The 13,174-nt window shown below is 66.8% G+C and carries 13 protein-coding genes and 1 pseudogene; 4 read left to right on the top strand and 10 right to left on the bottom strand.

The features are described from left to right. Positions 1-59 precede the first annotated feature (59 nt). A complete protein-coding gene (locus ACIHFD_RS48590) occupies positions 60-191 on the top strand; it encodes a hypothetical protein (RefSeq protein WP_397372681.1) in 132 nt (43 codons plus the stop codon). Between the two features lie 905 nt (positions 192-1,096). Next, on the top strand, positions 1,097-1,837 hold the full coding sequence (locus tag ACIHFD_RS48585; protein ID WP_397372680.1) for a class I SAM-dependent methyltransferase: 741 nt from the start codon (positions 1,097-1,099) through the stop codon (positions 1,835-1,837). A gap of 29 nt (positions 1,838-1,866) precedes the next feature. On the opposite strand, the gene ACIHFD_RS48580 is transcribed toward ACIHFD_RS48585, so the two are convergent. The 5 genes from ACIHFD_RS48580 to ACIHFD_RS48560 form a co-directional block, all read right to left on the bottom strand. Beyond that, on the bottom strand, positions 1,867-2,223 hold the full coding sequence (locus ACIHFD_RS48580) for an Rv3654c family TadE-like protein (protein ID WP_397372731.1): 357 nt from the start codon (positions 2,221-2,223) through the stop codon (positions 1,867-1,869). 37 nt (positions 2,224-2,260) lie between these two features. Continuing rightward, positions 2,261-2,557: a TadE family type IV pilus minor pilin gene (locus tag ACIHFD_RS48575; protein WP_397372730.1), complete on the bottom strand. Its 297-nt coding sequence runs from the start codon at positions 2,555-2,557 to the stop codon at positions 2,261-2,263. A gap of 92 nt (positions 2,558-2,649) precedes the next feature. After that, positions 2,650-3,135 (bottom strand): DUF4244 domain-containing protein, encoded by a 486-nt coding sequence (locus tag ACIHFD_RS48570; RefSeq protein WP_397372679.1) that lies wholly within the window; start codon positions 3,133-3,135, stop codon positions 2,650-2,652. Between the two features lie 329 nt (positions 3,136-3,464). After that, on the bottom strand, positions 3,465-3,773 hold the full coding sequence (locus tag ACIHFD_RS48565; RefSeq protein WP_397372678.1) for a hypothetical protein: 309 nt from the start codon (positions 3,771-3,773) through the stop codon (positions 3,465-3,467). Between the two features lie 757 nt (positions 3,774-4,530). Further along, a complete protein-coding gene (locus ACIHFD_RS48560; RefSeq protein ID WP_397372677.1) occupies positions 4,531-5,373 on the bottom strand; it encodes an alpha/beta fold hydrolase in 843 nt (280 codons plus the stop codon). A 105-nt stretch (positions 5,374-5,478) separates the two neighbouring features. Between ACIHFD_RS48560 and ACIHFD_RS48555 the strand changes: the two genes are divergently transcribed. Beyond that, the gene (locus ACIHFD_RS48555) at positions 5,479-5,889 is read left to right on the top strand and encodes a winged helix-turn-helix transcriptional regulator (protein WP_397372676.1); all 411 of its coding nucleotides are present in this window, start codon (positions 5,479-5,481) and stop codon (positions 5,887-5,889) included. A gap of 29 nt (positions 5,890-5,918) precedes the next feature. Here ACIHFD_RS48555 and ACIHFD_RS48550 read toward each other — a convergent pair. Further along, positions 5,919-6,385, bottom strand: a pseudogene (locus tag ACIHFD_RS48550) (transposase); the annotation flags it as partial. Positions 6,386-6,677: 292 nt separating this feature from the next. On the opposite strand from ACIHFD_RS48550, the gene ACIHFD_RS48545 reads away from it, so the two are divergent. Then, a complete protein-coding gene (locus ACIHFD_RS48545) occupies positions 6,678-7,079 on the top strand; it encodes a hypothetical protein (RefSeq protein WP_397372675.1) in 402 nt (133 codons plus the stop codon). 464 nt (positions 7,080-7,543) lie between these two features. Here the strand turns inward: ACIHFD_RS48545 and ACIHFD_RS48540 are convergent, their stop codons facing one another. The 4 genes from ACIHFD_RS48540 to ssd form a co-directional block, all read right to left on the bottom strand. Next, complete coding sequence (locus tag ACIHFD_RS48540) at positions 7,544-8,338, bottom strand: type II secretion system F family protein (protein WP_397372674.1); 795 nt, start codon at positions 8,336-8,338, stop codon at positions 7,544-7,546. A 611-nt stretch (positions 8,339-8,949) separates the two neighbouring features. Next, positions 8,950-9,615, bottom strand: a complete 666-nt coding sequence (locus ACIHFD_RS48535; protein ID WP_397372673.1) for a type II secretion system F family protein — start codon at positions 9,613-9,615, stop codon at positions 8,950-8,952. Positions 9,616-9,679: 64 nt separating this feature from the next. Beyond that, complete coding sequence (locus ACIHFD_RS48530) at positions 9,680-10,864, bottom strand: TadA family conjugal transfer-associated ATPase (protein WP_397372672.1); 1,185 nt, start codon at positions 10,862-10,864, stop codon at positions 9,680-9,682. Beyond that, positions 10,861-11,901, bottom strand: coding sequence for a septum site-determining protein Ssd (gene ssd, locus ACIHFD_RS48525; protein ID WP_397372671.1), 1,041 nt, complete (start codon positions 11,899-11,901; stop codon positions 10,861-10,863). The genes ACIHFD_RS48530 and ssd overlap by 4 nt, the downstream gene beginning before the upstream one ends. Between the last annotated feature and the right edge of the window lie 1,273 nt (positions 11,902-13,174).

Here is a 13,174-nt window from a genome sequence, read left to right as displayed (position 1 = left end):
TGCCCGGTGCCTCGGGCGGCCGCCGGAGCTTGAACGTGCTGCTCGCGTACCGGCTCCCCGTGAGCTCTCCCTTGAGGGTCACGGTGAAGGTCCCGTTCGGGGCGTTGCCGGCGTCGAACGTGCCGGAGATCGTCTGGCTCGCTCCCCCTCCGGCGACCTTCTGGCTGGGTGTGGAGGGCCCCTCGACGTAGAGGCCCATGGTCAGCTGCATCACGCCTGTTTGCGCGGAAACGGTCACAGACGAGCTCGAAAGCACCTGGCCGTCAGCGGGCGAGGTGATCTGCCCGGACGTGTCGGCCCGCCAGGTCACCGCAGCGGCCTGAGCGGTCCCGCCAAGCGCGATGGTGCCAGCCACGATCATCCCTGTGGCCACCACTCTGCCGACTACCGTCACGACGCTTCCCTCCATCGAGAGCCTCGCGCCGCCTGACCACCCCTGGGGCGTTCACGCGACGACCGGAAGTGCAGTCCGCCCGGCCGATACGGTCACCGACCGTCCCCGTCCCCGCACCCTAGCGACTTCGCTCCGGCGCTCACAGGCGCCTTGTCACATACGGCATGGACTGAGGGTAAGCGGAACCTTACGGTACATACACAACTCTTGGACACCACGTCTAAGAACTCGTGACTGGATCGCGACCTACCCCGCAATCCCCAACCGCCACACCCGTTTTCGGCCGATCAGTCGATTCATTCGCCGCGTTTCGCATCAACCGAAATGTCGCCATTCACCACATCTCCGCCCCAGCGACCATGCCACCCATTCGCCAGCGAAGCACCCACGGTCGACTGGCCCACGAACGCGCCAAGGTCGGTGCAACGCGGGGCAACTCACCTGAAGCGGACCTCAAGCACAGACTGACCCCAGACTCACAGACCGACCTCGGGCACAGACCGACCTCGGGCACAGACCGAGTGCGACCTCGGCCCTCACCACCTGCTCCTCAGCCAACACCGGCACCCACCCACCCCCCTCCTTCGCTATCAGCTCCCACGCCAGATCAACTCCCACGCCAGCCAGCCCGCCCCCACCCTCCGCCACCAGATCCTCGGCAACGAGGCCTCCGACAGGGTCACCGATCTACACTTCGGGGCCGTGGCTGAAACCAAGCGCGGTGGGTCCTTCTACGACGCACCCCAAGTCGTCGGGCGGTACCTCGGTCATCGGCATAGTGGCGTGTCGAGCCCCAACCATGTGATGGAGGAACCGGCTTTCCTGGCGGAACTGGGCGAGGTCGCGGGGCTTCGGGTGTTGGACCTCGGGTGCGGGGATGCGGCCATCGGACAAGTCCTGTTGGATGCCGGCTGTCGTAGCTACCTGGGATTGGACGGCTCCGCGGCGATGGTCGAGGCCGCCAACGCGGCGTTAGGCGGAACAGCCGGCCGCGTCGAGCTGGTTGATATCGAGGACTTCTCCGCTCCGCCCTCTTCGTTCGATCTGGTTGTTTCGCGGCTGGCTTTTCACTATGTCGAGGATATCGAGTCGGTGCTGACCGCCCTCCATGGATGCCTCTCACCCGGCGGACGCATCATTTTCACGGTCGTTCATCCGGTCCTGACCTCGCACGACTCCGGCGTTCGGGAGAAGCGAACGTCTTGGGTTGTGGATGACTACTTTCTCCAAGGGCCGCGGGAAAGGGAGTGGATGGGCAGCACCGTCACGTGGTTCCACCGCACTGTAGAAGACTATGTTGTCGCGCTCACGAAGGCAGGATTTTCGCTGACCTCGCTGCGCGAGTGTGCACCTCGCGAGGATCGCTTCGCTGGGGATGCTGATGAGTTGGCCCGTCGGCGTCGCGTTCCGTTGTTTCTCCTGCTTTCCGGCATGCGCGCTTGATCACTAGGCGTGTACGCCACCGACGACGATCAGGGAGCCATTTCCGCTGGACCCGCCCGAGATCTGGCCATGAGCGTACGGGGGCCTAATACCGGTAGTGAGATCGACAGCGAGGTCCAAACATCGGCGATTTCGTCAGTGATTTTGCATTGGGTCAGCTTCACGCCGTTCTGGCTGGCCAGGGTAGCGGCTCGGGCGCAGGCTGTTTCTGGATTGATTATCGCTAGTTTGGCCGCGGCAAGGGCGCTCAGGTCGGCAGCACTGTTTACGCGATGGCGTGCCACACGTACCGAGCCCAGCGTGGCGAACGCCGTGGCCACCGCCATCAGAAGACCCATGAGAGCAACACCCCAGAGTGTGGCTGAGCCCTTTTCTTTGGTATTGATGGGGACCTCCTCGCCTGCCGGGCTCGTTTGCCTGTGGTTATGGGGAATATCCAGGCTCGGTGTCGGCGACAGCCGTGGCGGATATTTGTACTGCGGGCAATGATTGGGCCCAGGGTGGTCGTACTTCCACAGTGATCTGAACCTTTGTGGTTTCCGTGTCGCGGGTTACGGCTACCTGCGCACCCGGGCGGGTGGCCGTACGGGCTCGGATGATGACCTGGTCGAGGGGCTCGCCCCTGGCCGCGGCTCGCGCTGCCGCGCGGGCCACGTCCACGCACTCAAGTTGGGCACTGACGGCTTGGACGGCCCACAGCGCGGCTGCGAGGACGGCCATGAGCGCGGGCAGCATCGCGGCGGTCTCGGCCGTGACCGAACCCCGCGATGCCGACCGCTTCCTGCCCAGGGAGATCCGCGCTTGGCGGACGGTCATCCGGTAGTGGTATTGAGTGCTCGATCGATAAGGGCTTTCAGCATTTCCTGGACCTCTGGACTGCTCACCACCTTGAACAAAAGTGCGGCGAATGCGCAGGCCGCAATCGTGCCTACCGCGTATTCGGCTGTGGACATGCCGCGCTCACGGTTGACCGTCGCGTAATGAAGCCATCGGTTGGCTCGCGTCGGAGCGGGGCGGGTGGCGAGCCCGGCCGCGGCCGGCTCGGATGATCCGTTTTGCATGCTCGCGCTGCTCTTGGGCGGGGTCGAGGTTTCCCTCAGAGACTTGGTCGAGGGCTCCCCTGACAGCCAGGCGGTCTGGGCAGTGGCTTCTGCGGCGGTGTTGAGGGCTGACGGGGCGCTTCGGGTGATGTGGATGCGGCTGAGTGAGAACTTGCCGACTGTTTTGTTGCTCGATGTGGTGTGACCGCGTTCTGGGGTGGCTTTGATGGCGTCTGGCATGGTGGCGGGACTGTGCATCGTGCCTCCAGGTGGTGCTCGGAGCCGGGGTCTTGTCCGGCGGGAGTCCTTAGGTTGGCCGAAGCAGGGACGCAGGAGAGGAACCGAACGGCATTCTGTGGAGGACGTTGAGTTTTCCACAATCAGGGGGTTGACCTGGGCCTTTGCGGTTACGCAGCCACGTACTGGACTAGTTGGCCCGCGAGTGGCCCGTTGTTCACGTTTTCGCAGGTCGGATCACTATCGGTGATCGTTTGCCCTGATAGGGCCGCCTCGATGCAGCGGCCAGCCGTGCGGTAAGCGCCAGGCGTGCACCCGCGCGTTCTCGCGCGAAGCGATGACCAGATCCATCAGCCCTCGCCCTCGGTCTCACCCGCCGCCGAGGCGACCGAGTGGCGCGCGACCCCGAGCGGTTTACGCCCTCGCGTACCCGCCATCGACTCACCGGCCGCCGAAGCGACAGGGGTGGCCGCCGCCCCGTTGGTCGGGACCACGGCGGTCGCGCTCCAGCAGCGCACCCCACCGTCCTTGGCCATGCCGTAGGCCAGGCCCTCCACCCGCACCGGCATGCCCGGCACCAGGTGATGCCGCGTCCCCTCCAGGTTGAACTTGATCATGGTGGAGTCGTTGCCGTCCATCGCCAGCAGCTTCACCACCATGACCGGCTGACCGTCCTAGGACCTTCTTGGTGGCGAAGTCCTTGGCCGCAGCGGGCGCGGACGTGACCGTGAACCCGAGACCGCTCGTGTCGATCGGGAATCACGTCCGTACCTCCCAGCATCTGGGGTGTCCCGGTGACACCCACGATGCCAGATCATGATCGAACACGTGTTCGATTGATTCATTGCCATACCCGCACGGCATACCAGCGGCCCCAGCACCCCCGGGGCGTGCTACGGCCGCCCCTCCTCCCGGACCGGAGCCGCTCATCACCGTTCCAGCATGGCCCGCGCCACCGAGCCGCAAAGGTTCGGCCACAAACCCCTCTGAGGGGAAATCCGGGGAAGGTGTCGAGGACTCATTGGGTTTACGGTTACGAGGAGGGGTGCCTATGTAGGTATCCATCCGGCATCGGATGCTCTCCCCGGCCGCGATTCGCATGGGGGATCACTATGGCTATCCGCAACTATCTCGTCGGCGCGTCTGTCCGCTTGATGCAGCCCGGGCCAGGAGACGACTGGACGCACAGGCAGTCACGCCGCCGCGCCCGACGACGCGGCTACCGCCGCTGAGCGAACCAACAAGTCAGGGCGCCCACAGGGCGCTCTGACAGCTTGAGCGCCCCGAGCGCTGTGTGATGACCTTCCCTGCTACTGCTGCGGTGATCGAGCGGCGTACCACCATGCCGTGATGCCGTGGCCGTGCTGGCTCGCGGCCTGTGTGAGGGTCACGCTCCGGTCAGTTGCGCACGGACGTCTACTCAGTCTGGTGACCGACCAGAAAAGGGCGAAGAAGTTCGAGAAGGGCGTCGGGGCGGTGCAGCGGGATGATGTGGCCACAGTCTTCAAGGAGATGGCCGGTGAAGTCGTCAGCGATCGGACGGAGCTGGCGTTCCAGTGCCGTTCCGACGGGGTGCGAGCCGATGGTCATCGTGGGCATCGTCAGCCGTGTGGCGGCGACGGCCTGCTCGATCTGTGTGGCGGTTTCGGGCAGGGCCCGGTAGTACGCGAACGCGCAGCGCAGGGCTTCGCGTCCGGTGTAAGCGGCGATGAATGCATCCCGCGCCTGCGCAGGCACGCCGGAGCCAAGGGTGCCGGCATTGAGGAACCAGTCGATGTAGGCGGCCTCGTTGCCTTCCACCACGGTTTCCGCGAACCCCGGAACTGCGTGAAAGCCGAACCACCACGGAGCGCCCCCGGTGAGGAAGCCCTCGGCGCCGGGCAGGCGGCCGACCAGCGCCTCCATGACGACGAGCCGCCGCACCAGCCCGGGCCGGCGCATCGCGAGCAGGAAGGCCGGCGGGGTGCCGGCGTCGATCCCCACCACGGCGGCCGAGCACGCACCCAACGCCTCCAGCAGGGCCGCGGCATCCTCAGCCAGGGTAAGCGCGTCGTATCCTGTCTGAGCCCGGCTGCTCGCACCCAGCCCGCGCAGGTCCGGTGCGATGACTCGGTAACGGTTGGACAGGTCCGCCATGACGTCGGTCCATAGCTCCCAGGTGTGAGGGAAGCCGTGCAGCAGCAGGACGTTGGGCCCCGATCCGGCGAGGGCCACGTTCAACTCGGTGCCGTTGACAGGAATGCGGCACAACTCAGGCATGGAGAACTCCAGGGGGTAGCCGGTAACCAGTAGTGACCAGCAAACGCTAGGGAACTAGCCTGGACGTTCCAAGACGGCACTTTCCCTTCAGGTGGTGAGCTCCGGGTGACCACGTCGAAGCGCGGCGATCTGTTCAGCCCACTGTGCCCGACCCGGCAGCTACTCGATCGCATCGGAACCAAATGGACCTCGCTGACGGTGAAGGTCCTGGCCGAGTCAGCCCCGGGCGAGGTGCGCTTCGCGGAACTGCGGCGCCGCATACCGGGCATCTCGCAGAAAATGCTCTCCGAGACCCTTCAGAGCCTGGTCCGCGACGGCCTGGTTGCCCGGCGAGTCGAACCAACAGTGCCACCCCGCGTGCACTACCAGCTCACCGCGCTGGGCCTCTCCCTCGACGGCCCGCTGGACGCCCTGCGTACGTGGGCGGAGCAGCACATGGCAGCAATCGAACGCAACAACCGCCGCGCCGACCAGCTACCCCAGGAGCCCGAACACCCCCGCCAAGAGCCGGAGTAGGAACGACGTGGCAGACCGAGCAGTGGACGTCACCGGCTTGCCGACTTCGAGCCAAAAGAGGTCTTCAGACGGCGCCAGCAGATAATGGCGCAGCCGAGGGTGAGGAAGGCTTTGTGCAGGTCGTCGCGGGACCTCCCAACGGTGCGTAGGCGGCGGAACCAGTGCAGGAGCGAGAAGGCAGCTTCGACGACCCAGCGGTGGACGCCCAAACCGGAGCCGTGCTGGTCCCGCGGCGGGCGATGATCGGACGGATGCCCAGGCCGCGCAGCTAGCGGCGGTAGGTCTCGTAGTCGTAGCCGCGGTCGGTATACAGCGCATCGGGGCGCCGGCGGGGACGCCCGCATCTGCCCCTGACCGCTGGAACGGCGTGGACCAGAGGCATGAGCTGGGTGACGTCGTGGCGGTTCCCGCCGCTCAGCGTGGCAGCGAGCAGGATACCGTGCGCTTCCACGATCACGTGGTGCTTGCTGCCCGTCCTGCCCCGGTCCACCGGGCTGCCCCACACTCACCCCCAGCGTCCATCGGATACAGGCACGACTCCGACCGACAGCCTGTCATTCCAAGGCAGCAACCGCTCATTTTGCTAGGAGTCCTTGGCCCACAAACGCAAACTTAAAAGCGATTTTGGGAACCCCCTCGGGCTGGCCGCCGCACTGCGTGCCTCTTCGATGCGCAGCCAGGCTACGAGTTCGTCACTTCTCTCCGCTTTCGCCGGCCAATGGGCCAATTTACGTCCGCACCTACGGTGTCCGATTATCTCCTGCGGGAGAAACAACAGCAGCTTGCGCATGAAGAACTCCACCTTTGTTACAGGCGATGACTGTCGTGGGCGTGGGCTTTCTGTCATCGTATGCTCATACAGCCAAATCCGGCCCGTCACCAGACCCTACAATCCGTCTGAGCTGGCACAAAGGCAGGAATTCATGGACCTAGAGGCACAGATCCTCGAGTTGCTGTTGCACCTCCGCACGCTCAAAGCGGGCCAGTGCCACAGCAACGACGGCACCGCGACCAGCATGGCTCAGTTGAAGGCCGAGATCAGCAGCGTCCAGATCGAGATAAGACAAGACCTCGCCGCTCTTGGCAGCGAGGGCGCCGAGATGGCAGCTCTACGACGGCATATGAATGAGCACGTCACATCCCACCGACCACGATGCTGCAAAGACCCCACTCACGATCGAGCGCAGTGATTGCTTGACGACTCAGGCTCAATCGCTGGCCGAATCTGCATGCGGATTGGCCTGATCTCTCCGGTCTGCACCGAAAGCTCAGGCCATACCCGATATAGGGGCGGTTGCGTTTGGTTGGGTGCCCATTCGACGGCGGGCCCGCCGGAAAGGATTCTTCGGCGGTCGCTGCGTTGGCGAGGACTCCATGCCGGTGGGTGATGTGGAGGCGGCCTGGCGTGGACGTTTGTCTGGATGGCCTTGTGTTCCTCAATCACGAGGCCAGGTGCTGGGCCGCAGGTGTTACTCCTCATTGGTGATCAGCGACCCCGTGGTCCGGGGAACTCGGAAGAGGGGTGGGGTTGTGTGGGCTTTCTTCCGGTGTGCCGAGCGGACTTGATGTTGAGAGTTGATTTTCGCGAGTCCGGGGTTGAGGAGGGTGATTCGCCGGCGCTTCTTGATCAGCTTGTTCTGGCAATGTAGGAGCTTCAGGGGATGATGATTGTGGAGGCCAGGCCGGCTATTACGGGGATGATTCCCAGCAGGACGAATGCCGGGAGGAAGCAGAGGCCGAGCGGGGCTACTGCTTTTACGCCGACGCTTCTGGCTGAGGCGACGGAATCGGCTCTGGCGGCTTCGCGGGCGTCGTCGGCCAGGCGGGTTAGCACGTCCGCTACCGGTGCGCCGCTTTGAGCGGCTCGGCTCATGGCTCGGGAGAGTTGGGCCGTGGCTGGGTCCTTGGCGAGCGTGGCCCAGGTGGGGTCAGGATCGGCGCCCAGGCGTAGTTGGGTGCTGACCCATTTCAGCCGCTGGCCGAGGGGCCCGCCGATCGCGTTGGCGGTGATTTCCGTGGCGTCGCTCGCCGGGCGGCCGGCGACCAGGCATGCGGTCATCAAGTCAGCGGCGAATGGGAGGTCGGCCGCGATTCGGCGGCGGTCGTGGTGGGTCTGCTGGGGTTGTCTCTTGTGGAGGAAGGCTGCGGCGGCTGGGGTGATCAGGAGGCCGGCGATGGTTCCGGGGATGCCGCCGATCAGGAGTGCGGTGAACAGGCCGGTGCAGGTGGCGATGGTGATTGTCTTGCGGGTGATGCCGGCTGGAGGGAGATCTTGCCAGAGTGGCTCGTCAGTGCGGGCTTGCGTTTGCTGGTTTGGATGTGGCTCTTGAGGGTGGGGCTCGGGCTTGGCTGGCGGGCGTAGTCGGGAGAGGCGTTCTGTTGGGGTTCGGGGAGAGGCCCACAGCCATATGGCTAGGCCGGCGAGCAAGGCGGAGAGCCATTCGAGCATTGGGCGGGGTCCGATCGGTTCAGTGGGGTAGGGCTTGGTGAGTGACCACTGTGACCACCGTGACCACCTTGGTGGGTGGCGCGCTTGGTGGGTGACGGGCCTGGTGAGTGGCCAGGCCTGGGCGATGGCGGACCCGATGAGTGGCCTGGTGGGTGGGGCTCTTGGTGACTGGGCCTGGGCGGTGGTCAGGCCTGGGCGGTGGCCGGCCTGATGGGTGGCCTGGTGGGTGGGGCGCTTGGTGGACAGCTGGGCCTGGTGGACGCAGCCGGTGGCCGGGACTGGGCAGTGGCCGGGCCTGGGCGGTGGCCGGGACTGGGCGGTGGTCGGGACTGGGCGGTGGTCGGGACTGGTGGATGGGGATTGGTGGGCGGTGGGTTCTGCTGGGGCCTTTCCAGCTGGAGGCGGAAGGTGAGTGGTCGGTTGCGAGTGGGCGGGGGCTTCCCAGCGTGTGTGGTCGGTTCTGAATGGGTGATGGTGCTGTGTGATTGGCGATGCCCTGGGGTCTGTTCTGTGTAGGTGGCGGTGCTATATGGGTGGGTGGCTGTTCGGCCTGTGCTTGGGTTGCTCGCTTGGGCTTGGGTCGGTGGTTGGGGCTGTGATTGGGGTGTTGGTTAGGTTTGCGCTTGGGTTGCCATGTGGTTGGTCCACCACAGGCCACAAGCGTCGAGGGCGATGCCTGCTATCAGGCACATGAGGCCGGGGAAGCTGCCCAGGAGGAAGTCCAGAGGGTGCATGTTGAGGGCGGCGGCCATGAGGAGGCCGAGGGCTGGGAGTATGGCCAGGAGGCGGGCTGTGGTGCGGGGGCCCGCGAGTTGGGCGGCGACGTCCTGGCGGTGGGTTTGGGCCGCACGCAACGTGCTCGCGACTCGCTCGACCAGTGCGGCCAGGCCCGCGCCTACCGTGACGCCTACTTCCCAGCAGGCCGCCAGTTGGCGGAGGCCCTCCCCGCCCTGCTGTGGGGCCGATGAGGTGAGGGCCGCGGAGACGTCGCCGCCGTCTCTTGCCGCGGCGATGACCGGGCGCAGGGTTTCTGCGGCTGGGAAGTCCACTGAGGCGATTGCCCTGGTCAGTGCCTCTCCTGGCGTGCGGCCGGCCGACAGCTCTGCTGACAGGGACTGGCACAGCTCGATTGATGCGTGTCGCCAGAGCTGCGCGCGGCGGGCGGGGGTGGGGCGAGTGAGGCGGGTGGTCAGGGATATCCAGCGGGGTTTGTCCCTGCCTGTGACGAGCCTGGTCAGGCGGGTGGTGGGGGTGTCCGGGGCCGTCCACAGCCACACTGCGCAGGCTGTGGACAGTGCTGTTATGAGGGCGCCGGTCATCACGTGGCCTTGGTGGTGGGAATCATGGCTGGGCTCTTTGGGAGAGGGCGTCGTAGGCGGGGCCGGGTCGGGAGTTGCCCTTCGCGTCGAAGGTCAGGGCCGGGATCGACTCGACGAAGCCGGCTGACGTTCGGGAGAGCAGGCAGATCTCGGCTATGCGGCGTCGGCCGTCCGGGCGGCCGCGGGTCAGGTGGATGACCGCGTCGAGCGCCGCGGCCAGTTGGCTGTGCACGGCTTCCCTGGTCAGACCCGCTGCGCAGCCCAGTGCTTCCAGGCGAGGGGGTACGTCGGCGGCGGTGTTGGCGTGAAGGGTGCCGCAGCCGCCTTCGTGGCCTGTGTTGAGGGCGGCCAGCAGATCCACCACCTCGCTGCCCCTGACCTCCCCCACCACCAAGCGGTCCGGGCGCATGCGCAGCGCTTGGCGTACCAGGTCGCGCAGGCTCACACCGCCTGCGCCCTCCAGGTTCGCCGGGCGGGTTTCCAGGCGGACGATGTGGGGGTGGAGGGGGCGGAGCTCGGCTGAGTCCTCTACCAGGAGCAGGCGTTCTGCCGGGTCGGCGAGCGAGAGCAGGGCGGACAGGAGTGTCGTCTTGCCGGTGCCTGTACCGCCCGTCACCAGGAACGCCAGCCTGGCGGTCACCATGGCGGTCAGCACCGGGATGGCGGGTGGGGTGATCGTGCCCGCCGACACCAGGTCGTCCAGGGTGAACGTACGGCGTGGCGGAAGGCGTAGCGAGACGCAGGTGCCACTGGACGCCACCGGCGGAAGCACGGCGTGGAGGCGGACGCCGCCGGCGAGTCTGGCGTCCACGTACGGGGAGGCGTCGTCGAGTCTCCTGCCCGCGACGGACGCCAGGCGCTGCGCCAGCCGGCGTACGGCCCCGTCGTCCGCGAAGGTCACAGCGGTACGGCGTAGGCCGCCGCCATCGTCTATCCACACCTCGCGCGGGCCGTTGACCAGGACGTCTGTCACGTCTGGCCGGGCCAGGAGCGGCTCCAGAGGGCCGGCACCGATGAGGTCGGCGCAGAGTGCCCTGGCCACCGCGAGGATCTCCGCGTCGCCGTACACGGATTTCTCGGCTCGCAGGGCCACTGCCACCTGGGCGGCGCTGGGTTCCACGCCCGCTCTGGCCAGGCGTACGCGGACGGCTTCGACCAGTTCCTGGGACACCGCCCCTGTGGGTGTGGGCGATTTCAGGGTGCTCATGTCGGGAGGAGATCTTGTAGGAGTGTGCTGCACAGGGCGCCCATCACGGTGCGGGGGCCCAGCTTGGGCAGCTCGCCCCGGTTGAGGGTGGCGGTGAGTCTCGGCTGGTCGGGCAGGGTGCCGGCGGACGGGATGCCCAGGGCGCCCGCGGCCATGTCGTCGTCCACGACGCCTGGGCGGAGGATCGCACGGATGTCCGAGGTGTGCTTGCGGGTCTCGCCCAGCACCTGTACGGCCGAGAGGATGCCGCGTACGTCGGCCGTGGCGACCATCAGCGTGGTCTTCGCCCTGGTGAGAGCCTCGATCGCGGCTGGGTCGAGGTGGCGGGGGAGGTCGACGACTATCAGGTCGAAGCCTCGCTGGCCTGCCTCGAGGACGGAACGCATGGCTTGGGCGGGGATCGCCGCCACCTCACCTCTGTGGAAGGAGAGGACCGCCAGGTCGCCGAACGACGGCAGTGCGGCCTGAAGTGCGCTGGAGTTGATCCGGCCCTCTCTGGCGACCAGGTCTCCCCAGCGGGCGCCCGATGCCTCCTCGTGGCCCAGCAGGGCGTCTATGCCGCCGCCCAGCGGGTCGGCGTCCACCAGCAAGGTCCGGAGATGGTCTCCCGAGGCGCGCAGGGACAGGCACGCCGACAGCACGCTCGCGCCTGCCCCGCCTCGGCCGCCGATCACGCAGATCACGGATCCTGAGCGGGGGTCGGGCTCCATGGCGTCCGCCAGCCGCTCCACCAGGTGGCGCTCGTCGGTGGGGAGGGTCACGACGGCCTGGGCGCCCACGGCCACGCATTTTCGCCAGGTGTCCGGGTCGTCGGGGGCCCGGGTCACGAGGAGGACCTGGTCTCGGGTGGGGGGTGAGCTCGCGGCCACGGCGTCTGCCTGGTCGGCGCCTACCGCTATCAGCGGGGCCAGGTTCCAGAACGGGCGGGCGTGGGCGGGGACGTGGGCCACGTCGAGTTGGGCGCCTGCTGCGGCGGCTATGCGGACCAGGTCGTCGAGCAGGGCGTGGTCTTCGGTGATGACCAGGGGGCGGTGCATGTCGGCCTCTCCGGGGGTGGTGTCGGGAGGCCCACCTTGCTGGAGGTGGATGGGGTGGGGAGAGGGTGAACGGGGTTCTGGGGATTGTTGGGTGGGGGTTGTGGTGGGCCTGTGGATAAGTGGCCTGGCCTGGAGGCGTCGGTGGGGATTGTGGTGCTGCTGTCGCGAAGGCGGTGAGAGGTGTCCGCAGGAGGGTGCGGGGTGTGCGGGAGGCGCTCGGTTGGCGGCATCCGCAGGAGGGCGCGGTGAAGGGTGCGATTGGTAGAAGCGCCTCGTAGAAGGGTGCAGTGGTGGAAACGCGCCGTAGGAGGGTGCGAGGCGTGCGGGGTCGCTCGGTGCGAGACATCCGCAAGAGGGCCCGGGGCGTGCGGGGTCGCCCGGTTAGCGGCGATCCGTGGGAGGGCGCAGTGGCGGGGGCACGGTGAGGTACGCCGTGAGAGGGCGCCGTGAGAGGGCGCCGTGAGAGGGCGCCGTGAGAGGGCGCCGTGAGAGGGCGCCGTGAGAGGGCGCCGTGTCGGAGAGCGCTCGGTGGGAGGCGCTGGCGAAAGCCCGTAGCGAAGTGCGCTTGGCGAGTGAGACGCCGTGGGAGGGAGCGCGGTGGTGGTGGCGCTCGGTGAGAGGCAGGCCGTGGGAAGGCGCCGGGGCCGCGGGAGGGCGAGTGGCGGTGTGGAGGGCGTGGTGTACGGACTTGGGGTGGAAAAGGGGCGACCCCCGCCGGGGGGGGAGAGCGGGGGTCGCCTGATCGGTCCGGCTCCGGGGGGGTAGAGCCGGTCCCGTTTCAGAAGAAAGCTTTCATCACTTCACCAGAGCCTGGCAAGGGACCGGCAAAGGTCCCCCATGCACGGTTGCTCCAGTTTCGGGCGATACCCCCGTATGCTGCCCGATGGACTCGAGTTTCGTCGAGGAGCAATCTCGCATTTTCGCCAAGTTTTTTGTCTGCGGCATAACGATCACATAAAGACAGTCACTCTCTGTAATCATCACAGGTTGGTAACCAGATCACGGAGGGTGGCGATGGCGACGTATGCCGGGGCCCCGCTCATAGGCGGGTAAAGGTCTTGGTCCGAGGGCTTCCCATCAGGGCGGATCCGACGTAGAAAGGTGTCACGGACCTCTTGTCCGGGCGCATCAGCCGGGTACCCACGCGCGACCAGCCGCGGGAGGCGCGTCGTGACGGGCTTGACCCGCTCCGACGAATAGAGGTGCACGCTTGGTAACCCGGTGTGATGCGCCAGCAGACGGCGTCTCTTGACTGAGACGCCGTCAGCTATGT

The organism is Nonomuraea sp. NPDC051941 (assembly GCF_044593615.1).
This window is presented reverse-complemented; position numbering and strand designations above follow the sequence as displayed.

Excerpts from the sequence above, each read along its gene's own strand:
- ACIHFD_RS48575 (WP_397372730.1), bottom strand. The coding sequence starts at position 2,557 with ATGGCCGTCCTCGCAGCCGCGCTGTGGGCCGTCCAAGCCGTCAGTGCC.
- ACIHFD_RS48570 (WP_397372679.1), bottom strand. The coding sequence starts at position 3,135 with ATGCACAGTCCCGCCACCATGCCAGACGCCATCAAAGCCACCCCAGAA.
- ACIHFD_RS48565 (WP_397372678.1), bottom strand. The coding sequence starts at position 3,773 with ATGGTGGTGAAGCTGCTGGCGATGGACGGCAACGACTCCACCATGATC.
- ACIHFD_RS48560 (WP_397372677.1), bottom strand. The coding sequence starts at position 5,373 with ATGCCTGAGTTGTGCCGCATTCCTGTCAACGGCACCGAGTTGAACGTG.
- ACIHFD_RS48545 (WP_397372675.1), top strand. The coding sequence starts at position 6,678 with ATGAAGAACTCCACCTTTGTTACAGGCGATGACTGTCGTGGGCGTGGG.
- ACIHFD_RS48540 (WP_397372674.1), bottom strand. The coding sequence starts at position 8,338 with ATGCTCGAATGGCTCTCCGCCTTGCTCGCCGGCCTAGCCATATGGCTG.
- ACIHFD_RS48530 (WP_397372672.1), bottom strand. The coding sequence starts at position 10,864 with ATGAGCACCCTGAAATCGCCCACACCCACAGGGGCGGTGTCCCAGGAA.
- ssd (WP_397372671.1), bottom strand. The coding sequence starts at position 11,901 with ATGCACCGCCCCCTGGTCATCACCGAAGACCACGCCCTGCTCGACGAC.